The sequence below is a fragment of the Bradyrhizobium sp. CSS354 genome (assembly GCF_029051725.1).
Taxonomy (GTDB): Bacteria; Pseudomonadota; Alphaproteobacteria; order Rhizobiales; family Xanthobacteraceae; genus Bradyrhizobium.
Genome location: NZ_JAACFU010000006.1, coordinates 153,784 through 176,088, shown reverse-complemented (window position 1 = coordinate 176,088; position 22,305 = coordinate 153,784). Strand labels below are relative to the sequence as shown.

The 22,305-nt window shown below is 59.3% G+C and carries 25 protein-coding genes; 12 read left to right on the top strand and 13 right to left on the bottom strand.

Annotated features, from left to right (window positions below; translation table 11 throughout):
* Window positions 1-291: 291 nt before the first annotated feature.
* On the bottom strand, window positions 292-438 hold the full coding sequence (locus GWG67_RS16515) for a hypothetical protein (protein ID WP_275170341.1): 147 nt from the start codon (window positions 436-438) through the stop codon (window positions 292-294).
* 1,697 nt (window positions 439-2,135) lie between these two features.
* Between GWG67_RS16515 and GWG67_RS16510 the strand changes: the two genes are divergently transcribed.
* From GWG67_RS16510 to GWG67_RS16480, 7 genes are all read left to right on the top strand, one after another.
* On the top strand, window positions 2,136-2,363 hold the full coding sequence (locus GWG67_RS16510) for a hypothetical protein (protein WP_275170340.1): 228 nt from the start codon (window positions 2,136-2,138) through the stop codon (window positions 2,361-2,363).
* A 171-nt stretch (window positions 2,364-2,534) separates the two neighbouring features.
* Window positions 2,535-2,717 carry a hypothetical protein gene (locus tag GWG67_RS16505; RefSeq protein WP_275170339.1) on the top strand — a complete coding sequence of 61 codons (183 nt, stop codon included), beginning with the start codon at window positions 2,535-2,537 and terminating at the stop codon, window positions 2,715-2,717.
* 480 nt (window positions 2,718-3,197) lie between these two features.
* Entirely contained in the window at window positions 3,198-4,181 is a 984-nt protein-coding gene (locus GWG67_RS16500; RefSeq protein ID WP_275170669.1) for a DUF3618 domain-containing protein, read from the top strand.
* Complete coding sequence (locus tag GWG67_RS16495) at window positions 4,178-4,876, top strand: hypothetical protein (RefSeq protein ID WP_275170338.1); 699 nt, start codon at window positions 4,178-4,180, stop codon at window positions 4,874-4,876. The genes GWG67_RS16500 and GWG67_RS16495 overlap by 4 nt, the downstream gene beginning before the upstream one ends.
* Entirely contained in the window at window positions 4,873-5,289 is a 417-nt protein-coding gene (locus tag GWG67_RS16490; RefSeq protein WP_275170337.1) for a phage holin family protein, read from the top strand. The genes GWG67_RS16495 and GWG67_RS16490 overlap by 4 nt, the downstream gene beginning before the upstream one ends.
* The gene (locus tag GWG67_RS16485; RefSeq protein WP_275170336.1) at window positions 5,286-6,020 is read left to right on the top strand and encodes a hypothetical protein; all 735 of its coding nucleotides are present in this window, start codon (window positions 5,286-5,288) and stop codon (window positions 6,018-6,020) included. The genes GWG67_RS16490 and GWG67_RS16485 overlap by 4 nt, the downstream gene beginning before the upstream one ends.
* Before the next feature lie 460 nt (window positions 6,021-6,480).
* The gene (locus GWG67_RS16480) at window positions 6,481-6,939 is read left to right on the top strand and encodes a nuclear transport factor 2 family protein (protein ID WP_275170335.1); all 459 of its coding nucleotides are present in this window, start codon (window positions 6,481-6,483) and stop codon (window positions 6,937-6,939) included.
* 167 nt (window positions 6,940-7,106) lie between these two features.
* Here the strand turns inward: GWG67_RS16480 and GWG67_RS16475 are convergent, their stop codons facing one another.
* A complete protein-coding gene (locus GWG67_RS16475; protein ID WP_275170334.1) occupies window positions 7,107-7,361 on the bottom strand; it encodes a hypothetical protein in 255 nt (84 codons plus the stop codon).
* Between the two features lie 252 nt (window positions 7,362-7,613).
* On the opposite strand from GWG67_RS16475, the gene GWG67_RS16470 reads away from it, so the two are divergent.
* Complete coding sequence (locus GWG67_RS16470; RefSeq protein ID WP_275170333.1) at window positions 7,614-7,832, top strand: hypothetical protein; 219 nt, start codon at window positions 7,614-7,616, stop codon at window positions 7,830-7,832.
* 865 nt (window positions 7,833-8,697) lie between these two features.
* On the opposite strand, the gene GWG67_RS16465 is transcribed toward GWG67_RS16470, so the two are convergent.
* From GWG67_RS16465 to GWG67_RS16425, 9 genes are all read right to left on the bottom strand, one after another.
* Window positions 8,698-9,663: an ABC transporter substrate-binding protein gene (locus GWG67_RS16465; protein WP_275170332.1), complete on the bottom strand. Its 966-nt coding sequence runs from the start codon at window positions 9,661-9,663 to the stop codon at window positions 8,698-8,700.
* 653 nt (window positions 9,664-10,316) lie between these two features.
* Window positions 10,317-11,150 (bottom strand): class I SAM-dependent methyltransferase, encoded by an 834-nt coding sequence (locus GWG67_RS16460; protein WP_275170331.1) that lies wholly within the window; start codon window positions 11,148-11,150, stop codon window positions 10,317-10,319.
* Between the two features lie 593 nt (window positions 11,151-11,743).
* Entirely contained in the window at window positions 11,744-12,328 is a 585-nt protein-coding gene (locus GWG67_RS16455) for a hypothetical protein (protein ID WP_275170330.1), read from the bottom strand.
* On the bottom strand, window positions 12,325-12,519 hold the full coding sequence (locus GWG67_RS16450) for a hypothetical protein (protein WP_275170329.1): 195 nt from the start codon (window positions 12,517-12,519) through the stop codon (window positions 12,325-12,327). Before GWG67_RS16450 ends, GWG67_RS16455 begins: the two co-directional genes overlap by 4 nt.
* A complete protein-coding gene (locus GWG67_RS16445) occupies window positions 12,519-12,758 on the bottom strand; it encodes a hypothetical protein (RefSeq protein WP_275170328.1) in 240 nt (79 codons plus the stop codon). Before GWG67_RS16445 ends, GWG67_RS16450 begins: the two co-directional genes overlap by 1 nt.
* Window positions 12,759-12,914: 156 nt before the next feature.
* The gene (locus GWG67_RS16440; RefSeq protein WP_275170327.1) at window positions 12,915-13,265 is read right to left on the bottom strand and encodes a hypothetical protein; all 351 of its coding nucleotides are present in this window, start codon (window positions 13,263-13,265) and stop codon (window positions 12,915-12,917) included.
* 656 nt (window positions 13,266-13,921) lie between these two features.
* Window positions 13,922-14,263 carry a hypothetical protein gene (locus GWG67_RS16435; RefSeq protein ID WP_275170326.1) on the bottom strand — a complete coding sequence of 114 codons (342 nt, stop codon included), beginning with the start codon at window positions 14,261-14,263 and terminating at the stop codon, window positions 13,922-13,924.
* A 413-nt stretch (window positions 14,264-14,676) separates the two neighbouring features.
* Window positions 14,677-15,027 carry a cytochrome c gene (locus tag GWG67_RS16430; RefSeq protein ID WP_275170325.1) on the bottom strand — a complete coding sequence of 117 codons (351 nt, stop codon included), beginning with the start codon at window positions 15,025-15,027 and terminating at the stop codon, window positions 14,677-14,679.
* A gap of 234 nt (window positions 15,028-15,261) precedes the next feature.
* Window positions 15,262-15,729 (bottom strand): pyridoxamine 5'-phosphate oxidase family protein, encoded by a 468-nt coding sequence (locus tag GWG67_RS16425; RefSeq protein WP_275170324.1) that lies wholly within the window; start codon window positions 15,727-15,729, stop codon window positions 15,262-15,264.
* A gap of 442 nt (window positions 15,730-16,171) precedes the next feature.
* On the opposite strand from GWG67_RS16425, the gene GWG67_RS16420 reads away from it, so the two are divergent.
* From GWG67_RS16420 to GWG67_RS16405, 4 genes are all read left to right on the top strand, one after another.
* A complete protein-coding gene (locus GWG67_RS16420; RefSeq protein WP_275170323.1) occupies window positions 16,172-16,522 on the top strand; it encodes a cytochrome c in 351 nt (116 codons plus the stop codon).
* A 217-nt stretch (window positions 16,523-16,739) separates the two neighbouring features.
* Window positions 16,740-17,303: a hemerythrin domain-containing protein gene (locus tag GWG67_RS16415; protein WP_275170322.1), complete on the top strand. Its 564-nt coding sequence runs from the start codon at window positions 16,740-16,742 to the stop codon at window positions 17,301-17,303.
* A 381-nt stretch (window positions 17,304-17,684) separates the two neighbouring features.
* Window positions 17,685-17,897, top strand: coding sequence for a hypothetical protein (locus GWG67_RS16410; protein ID WP_275170321.1), 213 nt, complete (start codon window positions 17,685-17,687; stop codon window positions 17,895-17,897).
* A gap of 46 nt (window positions 17,898-17,943) precedes the next feature.
* Window positions 17,944-18,255, top strand: coding sequence for a cytochrome c (locus GWG67_RS16405; RefSeq protein ID WP_275170320.1), 312 nt, complete (start codon window positions 17,944-17,946; stop codon window positions 18,253-18,255).
* A gap of 650 nt (window positions 18,256-18,905) precedes the next feature.
* On the opposite strand, the gene GWG67_RS16400 is transcribed toward GWG67_RS16405, so the two are convergent.
* Window positions 18,906-19,229, bottom strand: a complete 324-nt coding sequence (locus tag GWG67_RS16400) for a DUF3240 family protein (protein WP_275170319.1) — start codon at window positions 19,227-19,229, stop codon at window positions 18,906-18,908.
* Window positions 19,226-22,303: an efflux RND transporter permease subunit gene (locus GWG67_RS16395; RefSeq protein ID WP_275170318.1), complete on the bottom strand. Its 3,078-nt coding sequence runs from the start codon at window positions 22,301-22,303 to the stop codon at window positions 19,226-19,228. The genes GWG67_RS16400 and GWG67_RS16395 overlap by 4 nt, the downstream gene beginning before the upstream one ends.
* Window positions 22,304-22,305: the final 2 nt, after the last annotated feature.

Here is a 22,305-nt window from a genome sequence, read left to right as displayed (position 1 = left end):
TGCTCCGCCTCCGCGCAATCCGCCCTGACCATTTCATGGTGTTTGGAGACGGCCAGCTGATCGGGGGGATCCGGCTTGCCCATGAGCGCGCGCCCGCAGTTTGGCTTTGGAACGTCACCGTCACAATTCCCGCCCGCCGTTCGGCGACGCAGCGACGCTGGATCAGGCGAAGGGACGCTTCAGCGTCGCATGGGACGCGTTGAAGGCGAAGCACGGCCCGGAGAAGCTGGCAAACGAATTTTTGAAGAAACTGATTGGGCGAATCGGCCGGGAAGGTATGGGCGGTGAGCTTCATTCCAGCATGCCAACCGCAGATTCCGCAGTGTGCCGCTGGCGATAGAGCTTCACCTCTTTGAGGCCAGCGATGATGAGTGCCCGCACCATCACCGGCGGCGCAGGAAATTGCCGAAGGTTATCCATCACATCCTTCGGTTGCACGCAGTGCCCCTTATCGTCTTACCCGAGCTATAGGTCGGACCTTCCTTTGCCGGCCGCACTTGCCAGTCTCGCTCAGTGCAGATCGGAAGCAGCCGGCCGACACTCCGAAGGGCGCTCATAACCCGAAGGCGAAGTCGCCGCTGTCCATTTGCATGTCCATTAATGGGGAGCTGACCTCGCGGCGAGTCTTTCCATTGATGAGTGCGGCCCATCGCCTAGGTTGCGGTACCCCCTATGAGCCGACCACCCGGTACGCTGCCTAGACTTCGCATTGGGGCCATAAGCCGACTTTGCTTGCGACAATGGCCCCAAGCTTTTTGACTACTCCTGTTAGTGGGAAGAGAGGAGAGCCGCGAAGCTAAACGCCAAAAGGCAGGCGGCAGCCAATGACCAAAACGCTATTGCGATTTCTTTGGGCATGTCGCGCCAACGCAAGAATGCGCATTGAGTTCCTGCGGCGCGGTCTGCAGGGAGCGGATTACTGCCGCGTAATGGTGCGTAGCTCGGCTGCCAGCTCAGCTTTCAGTTCGTCCTCAAGCTCCCGGAGATGCTTCGCAGTTAGCCCGTCCGGAAACTCTTTTATGAGCTGGCGACAGTGCGCCAGCTTCCGCTGTAGCGCTAAGACGTCCTGATGATTTTCCATCTGGAGAAAATCCTCTGCCCTTAGGTCTTGTAAAGCAGTATCCCTTTTCGCGAGCTTGCCGACGCACCGAGCCGACGCGGCGCCCCAGTACCTTGGCCGCCTTGGCTGCGGTGGCCCGTCCTTTGGCGAGCAGAATTAGTCGGTCCAATTCGTGCTGCGTCCAAAAGGGGCTTCAGCTTGGGCGAATCCTCGATGCTATCCATGCCGCAAGGTGGCGCCTCATGGTTAACAAAATTAAAACTATGCACTCCGCACTTCCACGGACACCAAGTCCGGGCCGAAATTCGTAACGCTTACCAGCGGCGATGGTGCCGCCAACCGTAGTGATGGCCTCGGCGTCTGCCCCAACCGTAGTGATGACCACGCCCCGCCGCGATGACCCGACCCGTGGCCACCGCCATGTCCGTGGCCGCCCTTAACCTCAAGAGGGGCAGTCTGAACCCACCCAGTGCGTCCAGCTTGGCAGCTGGCATTGCCGACGCAGACGGTGCAGGCGTTAGAGCAACGGCTCCGGCCACCAGGCGGACCAAGCAAATCCACTTACTGCAAGCGCTCTCCGGAAAATAACGAGACCATTAGTAAGCCAGCGGCGGACATAAGCCGCGGGTTCGCTCCGGTTCGTCAACAATGAAGGCGGGAAAAGTTGCAATGAGAGCTGACGATGCTCAACATATTTGCTTGGTTGCACAGCCACGCTAGAAACTTTCCTGACCGCGAGCGATAGCAGCGCGTCACCCGAAGACGACAACAGGCATTCTTGCCGCCGGCCCGCTAGCTACCAGGTCCTGCACCGATGCCAGACTGAGGCCGGATCCTGCGGCGCGATCTCTCATTCGCGAGATCGATAGCGGGCAATGGGGCCTGCCCGTCCCCTGGGATCTCGCCGCCGACATACGGCCTTCAAACAGACAAGTCACAAGCAGCGGACGGCCTTCTATTTCGTTACACCTTGCGCGGCAGTGCGAATTAGCCGGCTTCCTGAACTCCCACGCCCACATTATGGCAACGGAACAAAAGGGACCCCGCTGATCTTAGTTAGTCAGGAGACCTGCTCATGCTGTGCTCAAGACCTCCACGGCCTGTTCGCACGACGCTCGATCTCGCCAACGCACAGCAGGTAAAGTCAGTGCGAAAGCGGCTTCGCATCACCCATGCCGATTTGGTCAAAATCGTCGACAAGATCGGCAATTCCTTATCGGCCATCGAAAAGGAAGTTGAGCTCGAAAAATTAACGGCGGTTCAGCCGCGCAATGAGAAAAGTGGGCCTGCGACCTTCGAATAATATTCGTTCACCGAGCCAGAAGGATACTTGTGATGAACGGCCTGATTTACATCATAGGACTGATAGTTGTAATTGCGGCCATTCTCTCGTTTTTCGGCTTGCGATGACTTCGCTCTCCGGGGATGCGGCCGCCGATCCGATAAAGCAGTTCGCATTTTCGAGTGACGTAAAATGATTGATTCCCACCAGGTGAATATAATCATCTCCACGACGATTTGCGCGTTTTTTGCACATCACCCAGACGCAAAAATTGGAATTGAAGAAGCCAAGCTGCTCGCGAAGCAAATTGCGGAGGCTCTCAACAGCGCGGGACTGCAGATTGCTGCCGCCGATCCGGCGAGGGCGACTGACTAGTATGCCGCTGGCGGATCGTCCAGCGCTCTTGTGCGCCACTCTTGCTGACCGGAGATCGGCTGTCGTCCAGCTGGTTCGTCTGGCGCTCGGCCCAGTTGGGTCCTCACTCGCAGCTCCGCTATCGCTTGCCACGACCGAGGCGCCGCGTAATTCGTCGGCACCACATTGAGCTGCATATGACGATTTCGGGGTGCGGACCCGGATCTCTCCCCGTGACGGTCGACGCCCGGGCCGCACAGCAGAACAGAGCATGCAGCCGACTGCGCCGGTCGGCCGATATCTACTCCCGTCTGAGCTGCCGCTAACACCTCCTGAGTTGTATTGCAGTCTCGCGTTTGGCGACGATCAGATCACGCTCTCGCCCCGTGCCAAGTGCGCTCCGTCAATGGAATGCACCGCCGCGGAGCGGGTCACTAGGAACAATTCAAAAAACCGTGAGTTCGATTGAAAGAAATCCGAAAAGCGGGAGAGGGTGATGCGATGACGCGGTCCGTGGAAGAATTAAGGCGTGAGTCCGAGCGAAGTCGCGCTGAGTTGGCCGCTACGGTCGATCGGCTGAAAGAGCAGGTCTCGGAGACGGCCGAGGACATCCGCCACAAGATGTCGCCGCAGCACATCAAGTCGGAAATATCGGACTACGTCAGCCACACGACAAAAAATTGGGTCGACGGACTGAAGCAGCAAATCATGGACAACCCGATGCGGACCGTGGCCGCCGGGACCGCCGTGGCGGTTCCACTCCTGCGCTTGGCACGCGGTGTCCCCTTGCCGCTTTTAATGATCGGTGCCGGCTTGGCGCTCACCTCGAAAACCGTGCGAGACCGCGCCGCCGAGGTTTCCGGCCCTGCGATGGACAAGGCGGGCGAGGTTTTCGAGGACATGGCGGGCCGAGCGCGCGCCATGCAAGGCGATTTCACTGATCAACTATCTTCCGCCCGGAATCAGGCCGCCAGCATGGCCGAGACCGCGCAAGATTCGACTGCCGGTCTCGCGGCGGATTTACGCGCACGGGCCAGCCAAGGCGCCGAGACGATTGGCGAGAAGCTCAAGAGCGGGGTGGATGCGGCGAAGGACAGTGCCTCGGCAGCGAAGGACGCGGCCGGAAGGGTGCCCGAACAAGCTCGCGCGACTATCAGCGATAATGCCGCGCTGATCGCTGGCCTTGGCGTTGCGATCGGAGCCATTATCGCAGCCGCTCTTCCGGAAACCAAGGTTGAAGCCAAGGCAATGGGCCAGGCGAGCGACGACGTGCAGCGGGCCGCCGCCGAGGCCGCTCAGTCCGGATTTGAAGCAGCGAAAGATGCCGCAATGTCGGCAGCCGACGCGGCAACGAACAGCGTCGCTGAGGCCGGTCTCGGTGAGCATGCCAGCCGCATGACCCACAACCTCGCTGACTCGCTCAAGACAGCCGCCGACGACGTCGTCGGAGCCGCTTTCAATCCCTCTCGCAATTCCAATACTTGAAGGAACGCATCATGAACGATCTAGACCTGAACAGAGGCACGACATCAAATCAAGATCGGGACGCGGGTGCTCCCAAGAACCTAAAGGACCAAGTGGCGGACGCTGCAGCGACTGCGAAGCAGCGGGCCGGCGACGCTTTTCAGGCAACGGCTGACGTCGCACAGGACAAGTTCAAGGAAGCGGGGGATGCGGCCAAGGACCTCGCTTCGGGGACTATGGACGAGATTCGTGGGCAGGCACGCGAGCAGCAGCGCTCTGGAGCCGAGTTCATTGAGCGACTTGCGGGGAATGTTCGGGAAGCGGCTCGTGCCTTCGAGAGCGACGTGCCTTTCGCCGCCCGCGGCATCAACTCCGCCGCGGACTATGCTGAAGATGCCGCCGAGAAGATCCGAAACGGCAGCTTCCGCGATCTGCTCGACGGCGCAACTGATTTCGCGAAGCGCCAGCCGGCCGCTTTCCTTGGCGTCTCGGTGCTCGCCGGTTTCGCCGCCGTACGCTTCTTGAAGGCCTCCGGCGGTGGCTCGCCTTCATCATCGCGACCTGGAATGAGCAGTGGAACGCCATGGAGGCAGGGCGACGCCTGGCGCGGAACCACGTCTTCAACCGGAGCCGGACACGCGTCCACGCAGGGCGCATCGGTATCCGGCAGCAATCCGCAGGGACCGACCTCCTTCAAAGGCGGCAGCGTATCATGACCATTCAGCACGATATAAAGACCAGCCAGAACGATCTTCGGACCATCTCCACACTTGTAGCGGACGCGATGGGGCAGTTTGCCAAGCTGTTCCAGAACGAGATCGACTTGGCCAAGGCTGAACTCAGCGACAGAGTGCGGAAAATAACGGGAGCAGCAGGCCTCATTGCCGGTGGCGCCCTTCTGGTGATCCCCGCCATTGTGATGGCGCTGTTCGCACTGTCGGCGGCGTTGATCTCCGCGGGATGGTCGCAACCGCTTTCCTACCTGACATCCGCGATTCTCGCTGGCGCCATTGCGGGCGTGCTGTTTGCGGTCGGCATCAACCGGCTGGACGCCCGTAATCTCGCGCCGCGGGAGACCCTCAGGCAGCTGGAAAAGGACAAGGACACCGTGAAGGGAATGGTGCGATGAGGAGCACGCAAACTAGCTTTTTCGACAATCTGATCGCAGCGGCCAAGGAAAATCCCCTTGCCGCCGTCTTGATTGGAGGCGGCGCGCTGTGGCTTATGGCTGGCGACGAAAGGATCAAGGGCGCAGCTCGGTCCACGGCGGCTGCCGCGTCCGGTGTGGTCGATACCGGAGTGAGCACGATGCGGACTACGGCGTCGGCGCTCCAGCGCACTGCGGCGCCTCCCACGGCGCCCGAAATGGATCACGTAGGGTCACTCGATGGCGACGATACGTTGCAGTCAGCCAAGGGCGCCGCATCCAGCGTTCTGTCAGAGACCGCCGACAAGATGAGGGCCCAGTTCGAGGGCGGCGTAGAGATGGTGCGGGACGGCTTCGCCAAAGTGGGCGACCAGGTTCCGGGCGGCGAAGCCGTCTCAAAAGCGAAGTCGTCGTTGTCTGATGTGCTCGAAAGGCAACCGCTGGTGCTTGGCGTCGTCGGCTTGGCCATCGGCGCTGCAGTCGCGGGGGCATTTAGGGCAACCGACATCGAGAACGAGTATGTCGGAGGGACCAGCGATGCTGTGAGGGCCGACCTGAACAGCCGAGTTGCTGCCGTCTCGCAGGCGTTGCGCGAAAACTCCGACACGCTGTTGGCAGAGGTTTCCGATACCGGCGGCGAGGCTCTGGATCGGATCAGGCAGACCGGGATGGATGCAGTCGAAGCAGCCCGTGAAAGGGCCAAGTCGCTGTAGCTTGTTGTGATTGGGAAGAAAGTCGGCGCGAGGCCTGCGGCGACTTTTCTAGATTCACCCTCGTACAGCATCAGCGCATCATCTAGGTGCCCACCTCGTGGACCCTGGTACGTCAGCGTCCCCCGTAGCCGTGCAGCGAAGCAGCAGATCTGCTTTAGCGGCGCCTGTGCGCGCTGTCAGCGCTCTAAGAACGGCTCCTGGTCATCGCGACGACCGCTTAGAGTCAAAAACGGCTGGCGAGGCAAGTGCACCTCGGCGTCCAGCGACAGCAGACATCGCCGTGACTGAACCGCTCTTCGGCTTAGGGCCAACATCCGACATGGAAACGGAGTAGGCCGACCATTGTGGCGGCCTACGCGTTGCGATGAATCGCAAGCCTCGATCCCGACTTTGGGATAGTGTAGCTCGTCCGGACCAACTTACGGGGGAAAGTTTTCAGCATTTAGTGGGAGGATACAAGATGCGAATATCTCACATATTAGGTTTCCTTCTGGCGCTTTCGTTACCTGCGGCTGCCGCAGAACAGGATCAAAACCTGAAGCAGGAAATCGCCAAGCTCGCTTCAGCATACGCGGAATGCTTCAATAAGAAAGATGCTGCCTGTATTGCTGCGCTTTTTGCAAATGGCGGCTTTATCGTCAATCCAGCAGGAATGCAGACGGATTTCGCAAAATACTACGAACTCCCGTTCAAGGCCGGTTTTGATCATAGCGAGATAACAGTTGATCAGGCGTGGCCGCTGGGCGCAGATACCGCTCTCTCTATTGGCGAGTACAAAATAAGCGGTAAGAACCAGAGCGGTACCGCTATAGAGAGTTCTGGCCGTTGGACTGCAGTTGATGTTCGCGAGGGCGGACAGTGGAAGCACCGCATGCTCACCACAGTCCCCAAGCCGCCGCCGCCGCAAGCAGCAAAGTAACTTACGCAAAGACCGCGCGGCGGTGCCAACCAGCACTGGCGCCTTTTTGCAATCGTCGGGGCAGCGCCATTACGGCGACGACCAAGCGCAACCACCATCACGACCCGAACATGCGTGGCATCAGAAGCAATTACCGCAAGGCGCCGGAAAACGCCGAAGGTTATCCATCACATCCTTCGGTTTGCCGGAGTGCCCCTTATCGGCTTGCCGGACGCATAGGGCGGGCTTTCCTTTGCAGCCCGCACCTGCCGGTCCCGCTCAGCGCACAGGTCGTCAACCTTGCTCAGCATGCGCTGAAGCAGGGTCTCAGCCGAGGCGGTCGACAGCCCGGCTCGCTGCAATTGAAGGATTTCCTTCCGCTGTCGGCTGATCTGCGAGCGCATACGCTCTATTTCCGAGCGGACATATTCGAGTGTGGGCATTAGCGAACCTGGATTTTCCGCACTAGAACAATAGAGAACATCGAGTCAAGACGGCGAACTCGATTTAACCCCGTCTCACTCCTCGGAGTATCGCACCGGCATTGGCACATAGTGCACTAGCCAAACACGGATGGTCTGTTTGTCTACGGTGCGCCTTGCCAGTCTTTCAAGCCCCCAAGCTTCCGACGATTGGCGAGAACGTCGAAGGCCCCGGCGCGGCAACAACTTCGCCGGGGCCGGTCAACGGGGACGATGGACGCAGAGGGTGAGCGGCAACGTGGTTTGGAGTTCCGCCGCCGGTGGGCGGAGCATGCTTCGGCATACGAGTTGGCCACCATGGTGAGCGGTTCGTTCGATGACCTCAGCCAGATGCTGCCAGCGGACTCGTCCGATCAATTCGTCGCCGGCTTTGGCGAAGGCGTGTTGCGCGTTTCGCGTGGAGCCTACGCCCTCATCACCGACCCCCGATGATCATCATTTCCCGGGCGTGTGCCGCTCCACTTCTGATTTTACGGAAACTTAATAAGTCATTGCCAACGTCTTGAGCATTGCAACGCGTCGTGGCGGCGACTCCGTTTCCGCTAAATTATCAGCTAAGACCTGCTCGGTTGGCAGTCTCTTCATGGGAGAGGCCGATGCTCAAAGGATGCATGATTGCTGCTTTCGCACTTCTTTTTTTGGCGTTGTGGGATCATCAAGTGTCAAACGGAAAGTACACTGACGCGGTTCTGGTCATGACGAAGCAGATAACTCGCTCGTTTGGCGTCTGACAGAGCGGCGAATCCATTCAGACGGACGAAGCATAGACAAACGTGAAAAGTATCGGCTAGTCATTTCGCATGGGCTGGATTCCGAATTGGCTGCGACGGGCAGATGTCAGGCTGCAGCCTAGGGCCGGCGCTCAGGTCGACTTACAACCACTGTCGGAGCGCGGCGGCCGATGGCTGAAGGCGAACTTGTTTCGCTTCCCGGGGGCCGTGTGGTCGCGGAAGCGTGGCTGTGTGGAGCTGTCAGAGGGCGACGTGATCGCGCTGCATCTTGTTGTCGAGCGGATCACGGAAGCCGGGCTGAAGGTGCGGCTGTCGGGGCGCCTTCGAGGTTGGGACGGTGCATCGCCTGTTTGGACTTTGCTGGTGCGCAAGTGTTAGGGGATCGGCCCGTTTTTTTTGTTCGCATTTGATGCCACTATCCTCGCCCGCTTTCTAAGGGTCACAAGCCGCGCTCGGTCCAGAGTCAGCTCGGCGTCGGGTTCACCAGCGACAGCGGACATCACGTCGGCTGAACTGCTCTTCGGCTTAGGGGCATGAACGGACTCTTGCATCGCAACGAGATAGCTCTATTCAATCACCTTGTCAGCGCGAATGAGTAGTGAGGTCGGCACTGTTAAGCCGAGCGCCTTGGCCGTCTTCATGTTGATCACAAATTCGAATTTGGTCGGCTGCTCGACCGGCAACTCGGGAGGCTTGATGCCTTTGAGGATCTTATCGACGTAGGTGCCAGCACGACGCAATAGATCGAATATATCGGGGCCGTAGACGACCAAGCCGCCATCCGCGAATTGTCGGAAGAAATGCATTGCGGGCAGATGATGTTTCGCAGCGAGCGCGATAACTCGTGGGGCTTGGCGAATGATCAGAACATCGCCCAAGACAATCATTGCATCGGCGCGCTGGGCGGCGGCCGAGGCAAAGGCGATATCAAGTTCCTCGTCCGTGGTCGCCTCAACTATCGGCAGAGCCACGCCCAGCTTCCGCGCTGCGCTTGGTGCCTCCTCGGCTACCATCAGCCTATGCATGGGGTTGCCCGGATTGACCAAGAGCGCAATTTTCGACGCGCGAGGAACCAGTTCCTGGAGGATTTGTATTTGTTTGGCGGTCCAATCTCCCGGCACCCAGCTCGCAAGGCCGGTGATGTTACCGCCTGGATGCGCGAGGCTTTGGATGAGACCGAGCCCCACGGGATCGGCGACAACCACGAATACAATCGGAACGGTGGCAGTTGCCGATTTAAGGGCAAGGGCTGGTGACGGCCCTAGGGCAATTACCAGATCGGGAGTTAGCGCCACCAACTCCGCAGCTAGGGTTGCCATGCGATCCGGAGTTTCGGCAAATCGATATTCAACGAGCAGGTTCTTGCCTTCGATCCAGCCCTTCTCGCGCAAACCATTGCGCCACGCGTTGCGACCCTGAGAATCTAGGAATCCGCCCAAGAAGCCGATCCGGCGAGGCGCGCCTTGGGCCCGCAAAGGTGTTGGCGAAACCAGCAGCACCGCAGTGCCGGCTATGAACTCCCGCCGCTTCATTCGTACCTCATTGAGGCCTGAGGACGATGGGAGGCAGGGTATCACGTCTCGTTAGTTGGTGCACCCACAGCGGCCAGCTGCGGGTATAGGCCGCAGGAGCAACTTCGGGTCACGTGCCGACATCGCTAGAGGCGAGCGCCAGGCTTCACGTAGTGGCACTATTGGATGGGGTTGGAAGTCATGACTTATCGTGTTCGTACTTCTCCAGGAGCAGCCGATTATATTCCTCTCTCACGGCCTTCCGCGAAATATGCCCTCTTCGGGTTTTGGCAATCTGCAGAAGATCAGGATCGGTCGGTGCCCGTGATTTCCGCCTAAATCTCACAAAGAGTCTCGCAGTGGGCGAAGACGTCCTTCCAAACAGTCGGTCAAACCATCCCATGATGTCCTCCCCGACGGGCCGCAATTGCGACACTATCACCATGAATTTGGAGGTCAAAAGGACAGCGCGACTGCATCTTTCAAAAAACTCGCAACCACGTAATCCGCAACGGGTATTAGCGGGCCGGTTTACGACGTTATCGGCACTCGCACGATATATCCGCTACGGGTCAGAAGCGGTCTTCGAGCGGGTGCGGGCGGAAGGTCAGCTATGGGCCAGGAAGCGACATATGCAGCGCAACAAATCACATCCACATTGAGAAGCTTACGACCTACTTCGCCGCAACAATTCTTATGCCGCCTAGTTGGCGCTGTTGAACGAGTTCGACCAATCTAATGTACGATTCATGAAATGCGTCGTGTCCGAGCGGTGTTCCGGCCTGTCGCGCTTCTTCGCGCAAGCGTTGATACATCGCGAGGCGATCCTTTAGGATTGGGCCCCATTCATCGGTCAAGTCTGTGACCGAAAGCACCTTGAGGCCAGTGCCCTCGACCAGGCGACGGTACTCGGGAATCGAGCGGAGCGGCTGAATTGCCATCCCGTCCCACATCAGTTGAGCATCTGCGGCTGAAAGCGGTTGATTGGCGACCCAATCGGTAAAGGCCAATCGACCGCCTGCCTTGAGAATACGGCTGGCTTCCATCGCAGTCCTTTTCACATCAGGGACGTGACAGAATGATTCTTGGCTGACGACGGCGTCGACGCTCGCGTCAGCCAGTGGAACGTTCATCACGTTGCCCTCGACGATTCGCGCCACGTCCTGAAGTCCGACCCGCCTGGTCAGATCCTGCGCGCCTGCGACGCGCACAGGCGTGAATTCGATACCAGTGACATTGGCTCCGTACTTATAGGCAAGATAACGCACGGTACCGCCAAGACCGGCGCAAAAGTCGGCAACGAGCGTTCCTGAGCCGATCTGAGCTTGCCGCGCCAGTTCGTCCGTGGCCTTGAGTCCACCATAATGATCCTGGTCGTGCGGAGACAATTCCTCCGGGCGCAGGTTATCGAGATGCCCGCGGGTCGCTTGCAGCTTGGCCAAGATGATGTCGCGCGAGATGGGATGCCGAGTGTAGAAATATAGCAACTGCGAGGTGGCGTCATTCATGAAACTCGCTCCATGGCTCGGGTCCACACCAAACTTCGCACTCAGACTAGCCCAAAATCGGAGCCACGCTAGATTTGCGCCGCAACAATTCCGAACGGCGCATGTCTTGTGTGGGTCAAAAACAGAAGTCGCGACCTCGCGGTGCAATGTCTTTCTTTGCTCCCCGCGAGCAGACATCGTCAGCATTGAGCCGCCGGGTGCTCGCGATTTCGAACTCAAAATCAATCTCAAAACTCTGCCACAGTCGGAGGTCGCATTGGCAGAAATTGAGAGAATCAAAAAGAAGCCTGAACTACTTTAGCGCGCTTGGGCGCGCCACGAGGCTCTGATGTGGGAGCCTGCGCGACCGCACCTGTCGCCTAACGCACATACGGGCTCAACGGAGCCGACCGAACGGCCAACGGGGTACCGCCCCAGCGTTTGGGAAACTGGGGCGGCATTGGGGCTGGGTTGTTGTCACGGCGTTGGAGGGCGCCGTGGACGAGATAATAGAACTTCAATTCGGCCATGGAGCCAATTGTCCTGAGGTACAGGATCAGAGTTCGCTTGGGCCTTTGAAACCAGAGCTAGAGTTCGGCGGTCCCTGCTGCCTCCTAGATGAAGCCCGGCCGCAGCTTCGGTGTCGACGGCGGCGATGCCGGCGACGGCATGAGCGGCATCGGCCCGCGAGCAGCGGCCATGACGGCCTTGAGTTGCTCCTGGGCTGCGCGGATCGTCGGGTCCGGATGTGACCACGCATCAGGCGGAGGTCCCATCTTCTGCGGGACGTGATTGTACGCCGAGCGCAATTTGTCACGCTCGGGATCGAAGATCACGCCTCCGCCGTACAGGTGCATCGCCAGCGCGTTCTTGACCTCCGGCGGAAGGTTGATCTTGCCCTTGGTGAACTCTTCGAGCACTTGGCCGCTAAGGACAGCGGCGTTGGTGCCGATGCCGTCGAGCAGACGATTTGCGATGGCCCTGATCGCGACATCGTCGGCATCGGGTGCCATGTTGCGGGCGATCTCGCGGGCCTTGGCCTTGTTGTTGGCATCGTTGATCGCATCGCTGACGTCGGCGGCAATCCGGGCGAGCGGTGTCCCGCTCGGGCCGCCAGTGCGAGTTTGCAGGTGCTGCAGGAGCGCTTGCGTGCCGGTGATCTCGGGCCCGACGACGGGCTTGCGGTTGAACATATTCATTGCGGTGCTCCCTGGAGCTTGAGACCCATGCGGCGCGCCAGCGCCGCGAGTTGTTGATCGGTCACGGTGAACTGACGCCCGAGCGAGAATTGCTTGAATTGGTCGAGGGACATACCGGCGACAGCTGCGACTTCGTCGGAAAGATAGAGCGCGGCGCGGGCTTGAATGCGGCGGATATCGGCTAGTGTCATTATGGTCCTCCGACAGGCAGGCGCGCGATCAAATCGCGAAAGCTGTTGCGGCGCGGCTCGATGGTGCCGCGCGGCAAGCTGCCGTAGATGCGCACGGGCATCGAGCGCATCGAGCGCGTCGGTCGCGGCGGTGCCGGCACGACCCGCCCCGGCTTGATACTGATATTATCAGCATCAGCATGCAACTCCGCCGTATTTTCGGCGTTGCTCGACCATGCGACTCGCAACTGCTCCAGCATGACCTTGCAGCGAAGCAGCCCGGCCACAGCAGCGTCGTGAGAGTCGACGTCGCGCCTGGAGAGGATCAGCGTTGTTGGATTGCTCGGTTTGTCGGTGAGGCCGATATGAACAGCCGTGGCCTTCAGGATTCGCGCGTAGTAACCTGACGGGCTGTGTTAGTCACGGATCTCGGCTTCGAGCACGCTGGCGCAAATCGAGAGCGCCGGCATTGTCCGAGCAACTTCGTCGACGACCTCAGCGCGAATGTGGAGCCTGCCATCGGCGGCATAGTCGAGAGCGCGCACGAAACCAACGACCTTGCTGATATCATGTCCAAGCACCAGCGGAAGCGTTGCCAGGTCGGCAGGAAATGAGATTGAGTTGCGCGCGAAGCTGCACCGGTCGGAATCGATGTCGCTCGACGCGGCGACGCCCGTGATGACAACTGGTCCGACAGTTCGGGCGAGCAGAGAGAGTGCCGGACGCGAGACCGGCATGCTTCGATGTCGGATCGCCAATTGCGCCATTGCGAGCTTGAGCGCGTGGCCTCTCATGGCTTGCGCTTCCTCGGTGCCTGCACTCCTCGCGGACTGCCCGCAACCTGCGCGCCAGTTCCACGATCGCGGCGTTCTCTTTCTCGAACGCTGAGCCGCCCACGGGCCCGGCGACTGCGATCTGCTCGGCCATCATCGGGTACCGGTCGGCGAACGGGACCGGGCTGACGTTCGGCGTTGAGGTCAACCGCATGCCTTTGACGATTCCGTCGCGCTTGTCATGGATCTCGGCAGGGCCGCCGTCGGCAACGACGAACGAACCGCGTTGCGGAACTTCCTTGCGCGTCGCCATCATTGTCCTCCGCCGTGCGGTGATGAGAGGCCGGGCCCCGTGGTTGGGCAACGTCGCGTCCGGCGCGACCACCCTGACCGCGCGAATGTTATCGCGGCTGCGGCGAGATCAAGCGAACTCGGTGCACGATGGGCGTGATACGCGCGCTGTACTGCAACATGAGATTCAGCGAAACTTCGAGGTCATGGGCACCCCCTTCATTGCGAAAAAAGCGGATGCGAAGTACCCCCCGGGGACCCAGCAAGGCGGACGGTCTTGAATGCGGAGGATTAGGCTGTGGCGAAAGCGTTTCGCGACACTTTTGAGAACACAGAGCCGAGAGCGGCGTTGATATCTCTCAGCTATCAGCCCGCGTAACGTCATTGCTAAGGGAATGACCCGCTGGAATGCCAATGACAGTCACTTGTCCAACGACGCTTTGAATGGGTGATCCAGACATTTGCAGCGGGATCATCCTTCCCAACAGCGCGGCAAACGTCTTGGGGTGCCTATCGGCGAGGAAAAAAAGATAACCAGTCAAACCATTCGCTCCGGCGCCATCGCCGCCGTGGGCTTCCGCAGCGGCAATGATGGCCTGACGCAGATCGCGTGTGATCCGATTTGCTTGCCCCTTCACGCGCGGGCGCGGCCGGAGATTCGCGATTCGCCGCCGTCTTAGCTCTTCGCCTGCGGTCAGCATGGTGTGCCAGCGTGGTTTTTAGAGTCACTAGACCGATCAATGTACTCCTTCAACGCATCGCGTCCAGTATCGCCCTCAGCTGCCCCTAACATTGCGCGGCAACAACAGCAGCAGGGCACCCGGCCAAATCAGTGAGATCAGTGGAATCAGTGATCGTCTTCTCCTCTCCCTCCTGCTCACCTTTTATCCCTTTGACCTTCTGAGTTGTTGTTGTCAGTAAGTAGGGGGAAGAGGATGGAAAATCACTGATTTCACTGACGACCACTGATTTGGTCGGTGTTTACATCGTCAGTTGCTGGGCTGCTGCCATCGCACGCCCAGCCTCGCCGGCGTTCATTGCAGCGTTGAGCAGCCATCGTGGCGTTCTCTGAGACCTTGTAAACCGATCAGGCTCGGTCGCGCTGATCAACGTTCTAGTCCAGACCTTTTAGGCTAAGGATGTAATTCGCGAGAGCTTCGGCTTGATCGGGCGCGATGACCAAGTTCGGCATGTTCTGGTGGCTGGTTTTCAGGAACACTTTTAGCGAAAGCGCCGTCGTTCCATGCCTGTTTGCGATTGCCGCGAAGGCCGGCGCCTGATCCGACATTCCCGCCATATGCGGTTCGATTGCATGGCACGACTTGCACCATGCAATCGCGAGACGATGTCCTCGCGACGCGCTGTCCGCAGCCAGTTTAGATCCGTTCGCATGGTGCACGCGGACAAGAAACAACGCCGCTGTCGCGATCAGCATCGCGAGGCTGACTAGCATGCTTCGCGACATTTTCCGGCTTCTCGCAGTTGGACACTCACAGCAAGCCTGACTAAGCCATGGAGGACACGTCAGGTGTTGCGCTGGATCAAAGAACGAGAGATTCTACTCGTACCGAGAGCTCGCGCCTAATTTCGTTGCGAATTGCCCTCGGCGTAAGAGAGGATGATTGCGCGCAGGCGCACGCGGGCACCACACTCGCCAAAGGCCGCCTACCTAGCAGCTGTTCGGTCCGCACTACGCCCCTTAATGGAGGATACGGCAGTTTAGCACGCGATCAGGTCGGTATGTCCAAATCGCTTTGAGTAGTCGAGCAGGGAGACGATCGTGGGTGTCAGGCGGAAGACGGTCCGAAGTTTTCGGCATGGGGAGATCAAGGCCCTTCTGGTTCGGATATCGCGAGATCAGGAGACGCAAGGCCTTTTTGAATTCGGCGGGATCCGTTACGAGCTTCGCGCGTGCCGCCATCGATAGGCCCGCGATGTCCATCACTTGCGCGGGATCGTCATCCACAGTAAGCGAGACGCGATCGTCCCGCGCCAAGTTAGCTGCCTTCTGACTGTCCGCTCCGCACAGGAAGTAGATCCCGAGGCCATCATTGGCGTAGCCAACGGTGGTCACCTGGGGCCAGCCGTCAGTTCGTAACGTCGCGATCCTCATGGTGCGGTGCTGATCCAGAAGCCGAAGGATTCTCGGCCTGAACGATTCGTCCATTGGTCTTCTCCGTTTTTGACAGAATGTACGTCCGAAGAAGCGTGCGCTTTTTGAGGCAGGTCAAACGTCGCCGAAGACACAGGGCTGACGGCTTCTTGAGACAGGTGCGCCGGCTTCGAGCGGCACCTCAGAGGACGGCCGCTATTTGGCGACCCACACTCGTTGCCCTGCACTCCCTCATCACTAGCCGAACTGATCTTTTGAGCTGCATCAAACTGGCTTTCGCCAGCCGTGGTATCGTTCTTGAATCGGGATGATTTCCTCGGATGGGCCGATTTGCCAGGACAGCTCTATTAACGGCGCTCGCTTTCAGGGCACGCGAAAGGAGCGGATTGATCGTGACCTTTGAACTTTTCGGCGGTTGGTCCGTCGGACTAATTGCGCTTAATATCTGCGGCGAGGCGACTCGTGCTGGCAATTATTGCGTGACGAGACTGCGATTATGCGATCCTTGCTGATACTTTTGGTAGCCAGTCTCTTGTGGGCCACTTCCGTCAATGCGGGCGACGAGGAGCAGCAACGTGGCAAAGAGTTGCTGCAAAGCTTGTGCGCCCGCTGTCACTCGGTTGGCAGAACCGGCGCGAGCCCCAACAAGCAGGCGCCGCCCTTCCGCAGTTTTAGCGAAACCAAACTCTACGACAGCGACTTCCTGCAACGACTGCAGGATGGCTATAGCAGCATCCATCCCTCGATGCCGACCTTCCGCTTCAAGAGGGGCGAAGCGGAGGCAGTCCTGAACTACATGAAATCAATTCAGGAAGTACCTAAACCGAAGCGATCTCTGCAGCGATGAGTTTTGGGTTACGATCCGCCGTTCGCGGCATCTGGACTGAATTCAAAGGCGATCGCGGCACCGGTCCAGGGCGTCGCGAGACCGCATGCCGTTGCCCGGCAGACACTCATTTCAGAGTGCGTGGCTACATCCTTAATCTGACTAAATTTGATCTGCCGCAAAGCGGCTACGGGCCAGAGGACCATTCTCTAAAAAATTCACTCAGTGGAGCGCTGCCATGATCATTGAGCGCTTATCCCAAGAGCATCGCAACATCGAGAAATTGCTCGCCATCCTCGAGCGGGAGCTAGAGGTATTCGACCGCGGAGACCGTCCCGATTACGAGGTCATCCACGCGGTGATCAGTTATTTCGAAGTCTATCCAGAAGTGTATCATCATCCCCAGGAGGACTTGGTCTTTGCCAAGCTGAAGGTGCGAGATCCAGCTGCTGCCGCGAAAGTCGGCGATCTAGCTCGTGAACATCAGAAAGGGGCCCAGCTTTTACGCCGCGTCGCTCAGGCCGTCGACAGCGTGCTCGCAGATCGTGAACTTCTTCGCGAGGATGTCGATATTATCGTTCACGATTTTGTTGCGCACGAGCGCCGTCACATGATGATGGAAGATCGCGATTTCTTTCCTGCGGCACTTAGGGTTCTCAAGCCTCAAGATTGGACCGAGATCGCTTCGGCCGCAACGAGCCACAAGGACCCGCTGTTCAGCGATATTGCCGAAGGTCGCTTTAACGCACTGCGCGCGCATATTTTGAGACTTGAGCAGGAAGCCGAGGCCGATCGAAAGTAGACGCGCTTTCCTGGTTATGGGGTCACAATGGCGAGTACATCGCGCCGGCCGAATACAGGGGGGCGATTGAATTCCAGAACCAGGCGACGGGCGAAAGCGTTCGCCCGGCGCGCCACTGTGATCGGCCCGTTCCATCCAGAGGTGACCATCAGGGTTAGTGACGACGCCTCCAAGTCCCATGCCTAGTACCGCGCTGGAAACATGATCAAGAGCGATGGCGCGTGCTGGGAGCATGAAGATTTGATAGAGGAGATTGCTTGCCAACTCTCAGATGCGGCCGACGGCGTCTTCGGAGTAAGTGGGGTCGGCCGGTTCAAAAAATGTGAGCGGGCTCCTGCCGATCACTTCCGATGGCCCTGCCCCGCGACAAGGAGGAGCCCCATGCCTCGCTTCATCATCCGTTTCGCCAAGGATGTCCTCGGCGAAAATGGCCAAATGTCGGAGGTGTGGCAGACCACCATCGAACTCGACGCTCGGGACGAACGGGAGGCGGAGCTGATGGCCAAGGCGAGATTCTGCGATATTCACGGGACCCACGACTGGTCTCTGCATGCGGATCGTCTGAAGGTAGATCCGGCCGACTTTCCATCGTAGTCGCGCCGTCTACTATCCTCGAAGCTGAGATGTTAAAAGGCGCACCATGTCCGAAGCACTCAAATCCTCCTTCGTCGCATTTCTCATGTTCGCAATTCTTGCGCACTCCGCCGCGGCCGATCCCCAACACGGCAAGGACATCGCGAAACGCTGGTGCTCTAACTGCCATGTCGTCGAGCCCGGCCAGACAAATGCCATCGACCATGCGCCGCCATTCAGCCAAATTGCGCGAACGCTTGAGTTCGATCAGAATCAACTCGCGTTCCTGCTGCTCAGCCCTCACCCCAATATGCCAAGCCTGTCGCTGCAGCGGTCCGAAGTCTCGGATTTGGCCGAGTACATCCGCTCGCTCAAGTGAAAGAAGAGCCGGACCGCGCCGCGCTTGGCCGCAGCAGAACGCTTAGAGTGGGTCTGGCTGGCGCAGCTCTGACGCTGATCGCGTTCGCGCCTAAGCGACGAAAACTGGGTTTCTTGCGCGCGTTCCCCCGAGCTATCGTCGGATCGACCGATCCGCGGTTGCACAGCGGTGTTCAAACCGCGCGAGCGGCTACTCACCCAGCTGGTCGCAGCTTACACACACTCGGGGCCTCACCTTCCGAGCGAGCGGGGTTCTGGACCGCGCGAGCCATTCACCCAACGCTCGACGATCATATCGCCATCAACAATCGCGGCGTCGCATTAATGGACAAGGCGAGTTCGACCGTGCAATCACCGATTTTGATCGTCCTATTCGACTGACGACGGACTACCTCGCGGCATTGGATGCTCGAGCAATGGCTTATGGCCGCAAGGGCCTGTTCGACCGGGCGCTCGCCGACCTCGATTTGGTCATCAAAGCTGACCCGAGAATCCTGCTCTAATCCATAAGCGCGGAATGGTGAAGGCTAAAATGGGGACGGGGCCGATGCGGAAGCGGACCTTTGCCCGAGCCGAGGCACTTGCGTCCGGTGCTACCCCAGATGACGCCCACTACGATCGGATGCGCGCCCACTGGCGATCGGTACATGCTCATCCATTTGAGACATCGATCACGCCAAATTCCGAGACAGGCATGATCCAATAGACGATCCTGGACCCAGCGAAGGCCGCCTTCAGCCGTTCGAGCAACTCCGTCCCACCCTGCACCTTAAGAATTGTCCGCACCATCAGTTCGTCGGCGTGGCCTTTGACCCGCTCGGCTGATGTCTGCAATCGGACCTCCGGACCATGTCCCGCGGCGTCCGAAGCCGTGAAACCGGAAACGAGATCGCGCTGTTCGCTGAGATAGTCCAGCAACTCGTCGCGGAGCGATCGACTGGCGATCAGCGTTAGGCAGACGAATTCGGCACTCATCTGGCCCCCTTCACTATGCCACCAAACCGACGATAGAGGATCGGCAGAAGGATCAGCGTCAAAGCCGTTGACGACAGCAGGCCGCCGATCACCACGATAGCGAGGGGGCGCTGGATCTCTGATCCCGGACCGGTCGCGAACAAGAGCGGGATCAGGCCCAAGGCCGTGATGCTCGCCGTCATCAAGACCGGTCTGAGCCTGCGCATGGCGCCGTCCACCACGATACGGCCTTCGGGTACGCCCTGTGCGCGCAACTGGTTGAAATACGAGACCAGCACGACGCCGTTGAGCACCGCGATCCCCAGCAGCGCAATGAACCCAACTGACGCTGGAACCGACAGGTATTCGCCGGTAAGCACCAGGGCAAAGACGCCGCCAATCACGGCGAACGGAATATTGACCAGGACCAACAGCGCTTGTCGGATCGAACCGAAGGTCGTGAACAGCAACACAAAGATGAGACCGATCGCCACTGGCACGACGATCGAGAGGCGCGCGGCCGCGCGTTGCTGATTTTCGAACTGACCGCCCCAAGTTAGCCTGTAGCCTTGCGGCAGAGGTAACTCGGCCGCGACTTTCTGCCGGGCTGCCTCAACGAATCCGACCATATCGCGGCCGCGAACGTTGGCGCGCACGACGCTCATCCGATTCCCGTTCTCGCGATTGACCACGACGGGACCGTCCACCCGTTGAATGCGGGCCACTTGCGAGAGCGCCACATGCTGACCCGAGGCCAGAGTCAGCGGCAAGCTTGCGAGCAGTGTCGGAGCTTCGCGGGTGGTTTCGCTGCCGCGAACGAGGATCGGTGTGCGGCGCCCTTCTTCGAGCACCGTGCCGATCGTGCGGCCTTCGATCTGGGTGCGCAGCGAATTGGAGATGGCGTCCACTGTCAGGCCGAGGCGTCCCGCCTCCATCCGATTCACGGCAACCGTGTAATATTGTGCGCCCTCGTTAAGAGTGGTGTAGACGTCCTCGGCGCCGTCGATGCTGGACAAAACGGCGGATAGCTTGCTCGCAATCTCATTTAGCTTGGCGATATCGGGTCCAAAGATCTTCACTGCAACATCGCCGCGTACGCCGCTGATCATTTCCTGAACGCGCATGTCGATCGGCTGTGTAAAGCTGAGCGATAGTCCCGGGAAATTGCTGAGTACCTGCCGCAGTTGTTCAATCAGGGCCGATTTGTCAACCGTCTTCCGCTCTTCCGCGGGCTTCAACACCAGGAACGTATCGGTCTGGTTGGGTCCCATTGGGTCAAGCCCCAGCTCGTCAGAGCCGCTCCGGGCCACGATGCTTTTGATGTCGGGGACCTTCGCGAGGATGGCCGATTGAAGTCTGGCATTGATCGCAATCATTTCGTCGAGGTTGATTGATGGCAGTGCCTCGACGCTGACAATGATATCGCCTTCGTCCATGGTCGGCATAAAGGTCTTGCCGAGCTGGGTGTAGGCATAGCCAGCAGCGACGAGGACCGCAATTGCCGCGATGATCACCTTGCGTTCGTTGTGCAGAGCCCAATCAAGTGCAGGTGCATAAAGCCGGGACGCATTTCGGATCAACCATGGTTCGTGGTGCGGCGTGTTCTTGAGCAGGAACGAAGTTGCCACGGGGATGACCGTGAGCGCCAAGAGCAGCGAGCCGCCGAGCGCGAATATGATCGCGAGCGCCACAGGGATGAATAACTTCCCTTCAAGCCCCTCGAGTGTCAACAGTGGGACGAATACGATCATGATAATCAGCACGCCAGACGCGACCGGCTGGAGCACCTCGCACACCGAGCGATAGATGATATGGACGAGCGGCGCAGCTTTTCCTTGTGGCTCCTTGCTGAGATTTCCTACGACGTTTTCGACCACCACCACTAGGGCGTCGATCAGCATGCCAATAGCGATGGCAAGGCCGCCGAGGCTCATCAGGTTGGCCGACATGCCGACAACGCGCATGACGATCAGCGCTATGACGATCGCAAGCGGCAGGCTTAGTGCGATCACCAGGGAGGCTCGCCAATTGCCGAGAAACAGCAGGAGGAGGACGACCACCAGGACGGTTGCTTCACCAAGTGCGCGGACAACGGTACCAACCGCGCGGTCAACCAGCCGGCCCCGGTCGTAAAACACTTGGATGCTGACACTCTGAGGAAGCGATTGCTTGACCTCGTCAAGGCGAGCCTGGACGTCGGTCACGAGTTGGCGCGCATTCGCACCTCGCAGACCGAGAACAAGGCCTTCGACCGTTTCGCCGTGACCATCCGCGGTGACAGCGCCGTAGCGCGTCAGCGAGCCCAACTGGACACGGGCAATGTCCTTGACCCGGATCGGAACGCCGTCCTTGGTGTCGATGACGATTTGCCTGATGTCGTCGATAGTCCGAATGCTACCTTCGATACGCACAAGAGCGCTGTCTTCGCCCTGATTGACGCGGCCGGCGCCGTCGTTGCGGCTGTTCGTCTCGATGGCACGCCGAAACATCTCATAGGAAATGCCGCGCGCTGCAAGCGCATCATTGAGCGGGACGATCTCGAAAGCCCGAACATGGCCCCCGAGCGCGTTGACGTCGGCCACTCCTGGCACTGTCCGCAGCGCGGGGCGGATCACCCAATCAAGTAGACTTCGTCGCTCGGCCAACGAGAGATCCGCACTTTCGATGGTAAACATGAACATTTCGCCGAGCGGACTCGTGATCGGCGCCAGTCCGCCGGTAACCCCTTCTGGCAGGTCGCGACTGATGTTGGCCAGGCGCTCGGATACTTGGTTGCGTGCCCAGTAGATGTCGCTGCCATCCTCAAAATCGACAGTGACGTCGGCGAGCGCGTATTTGGTGGTGGAGCGCAGGATTTTCTTGTTTGGCAACCCGAGGAGCTCAAGCTCGATCGGCACGGTGACCCGCTGTTCCACCTCCTCCGGTGTGAGGCCCGGCGCCTTCATGATGACTTTGACTTGGACGGGCGAGACATCCGGAAAAGCGTCGATCGGTAGACTAGGCAGCACAACCAGCCCGGCACCGATCAATAGTAGCACGCCAAGAACGACGAACAGCCGCTGTGAAAGTGCAAATGCGACAAGCCGTTCGAGCATGA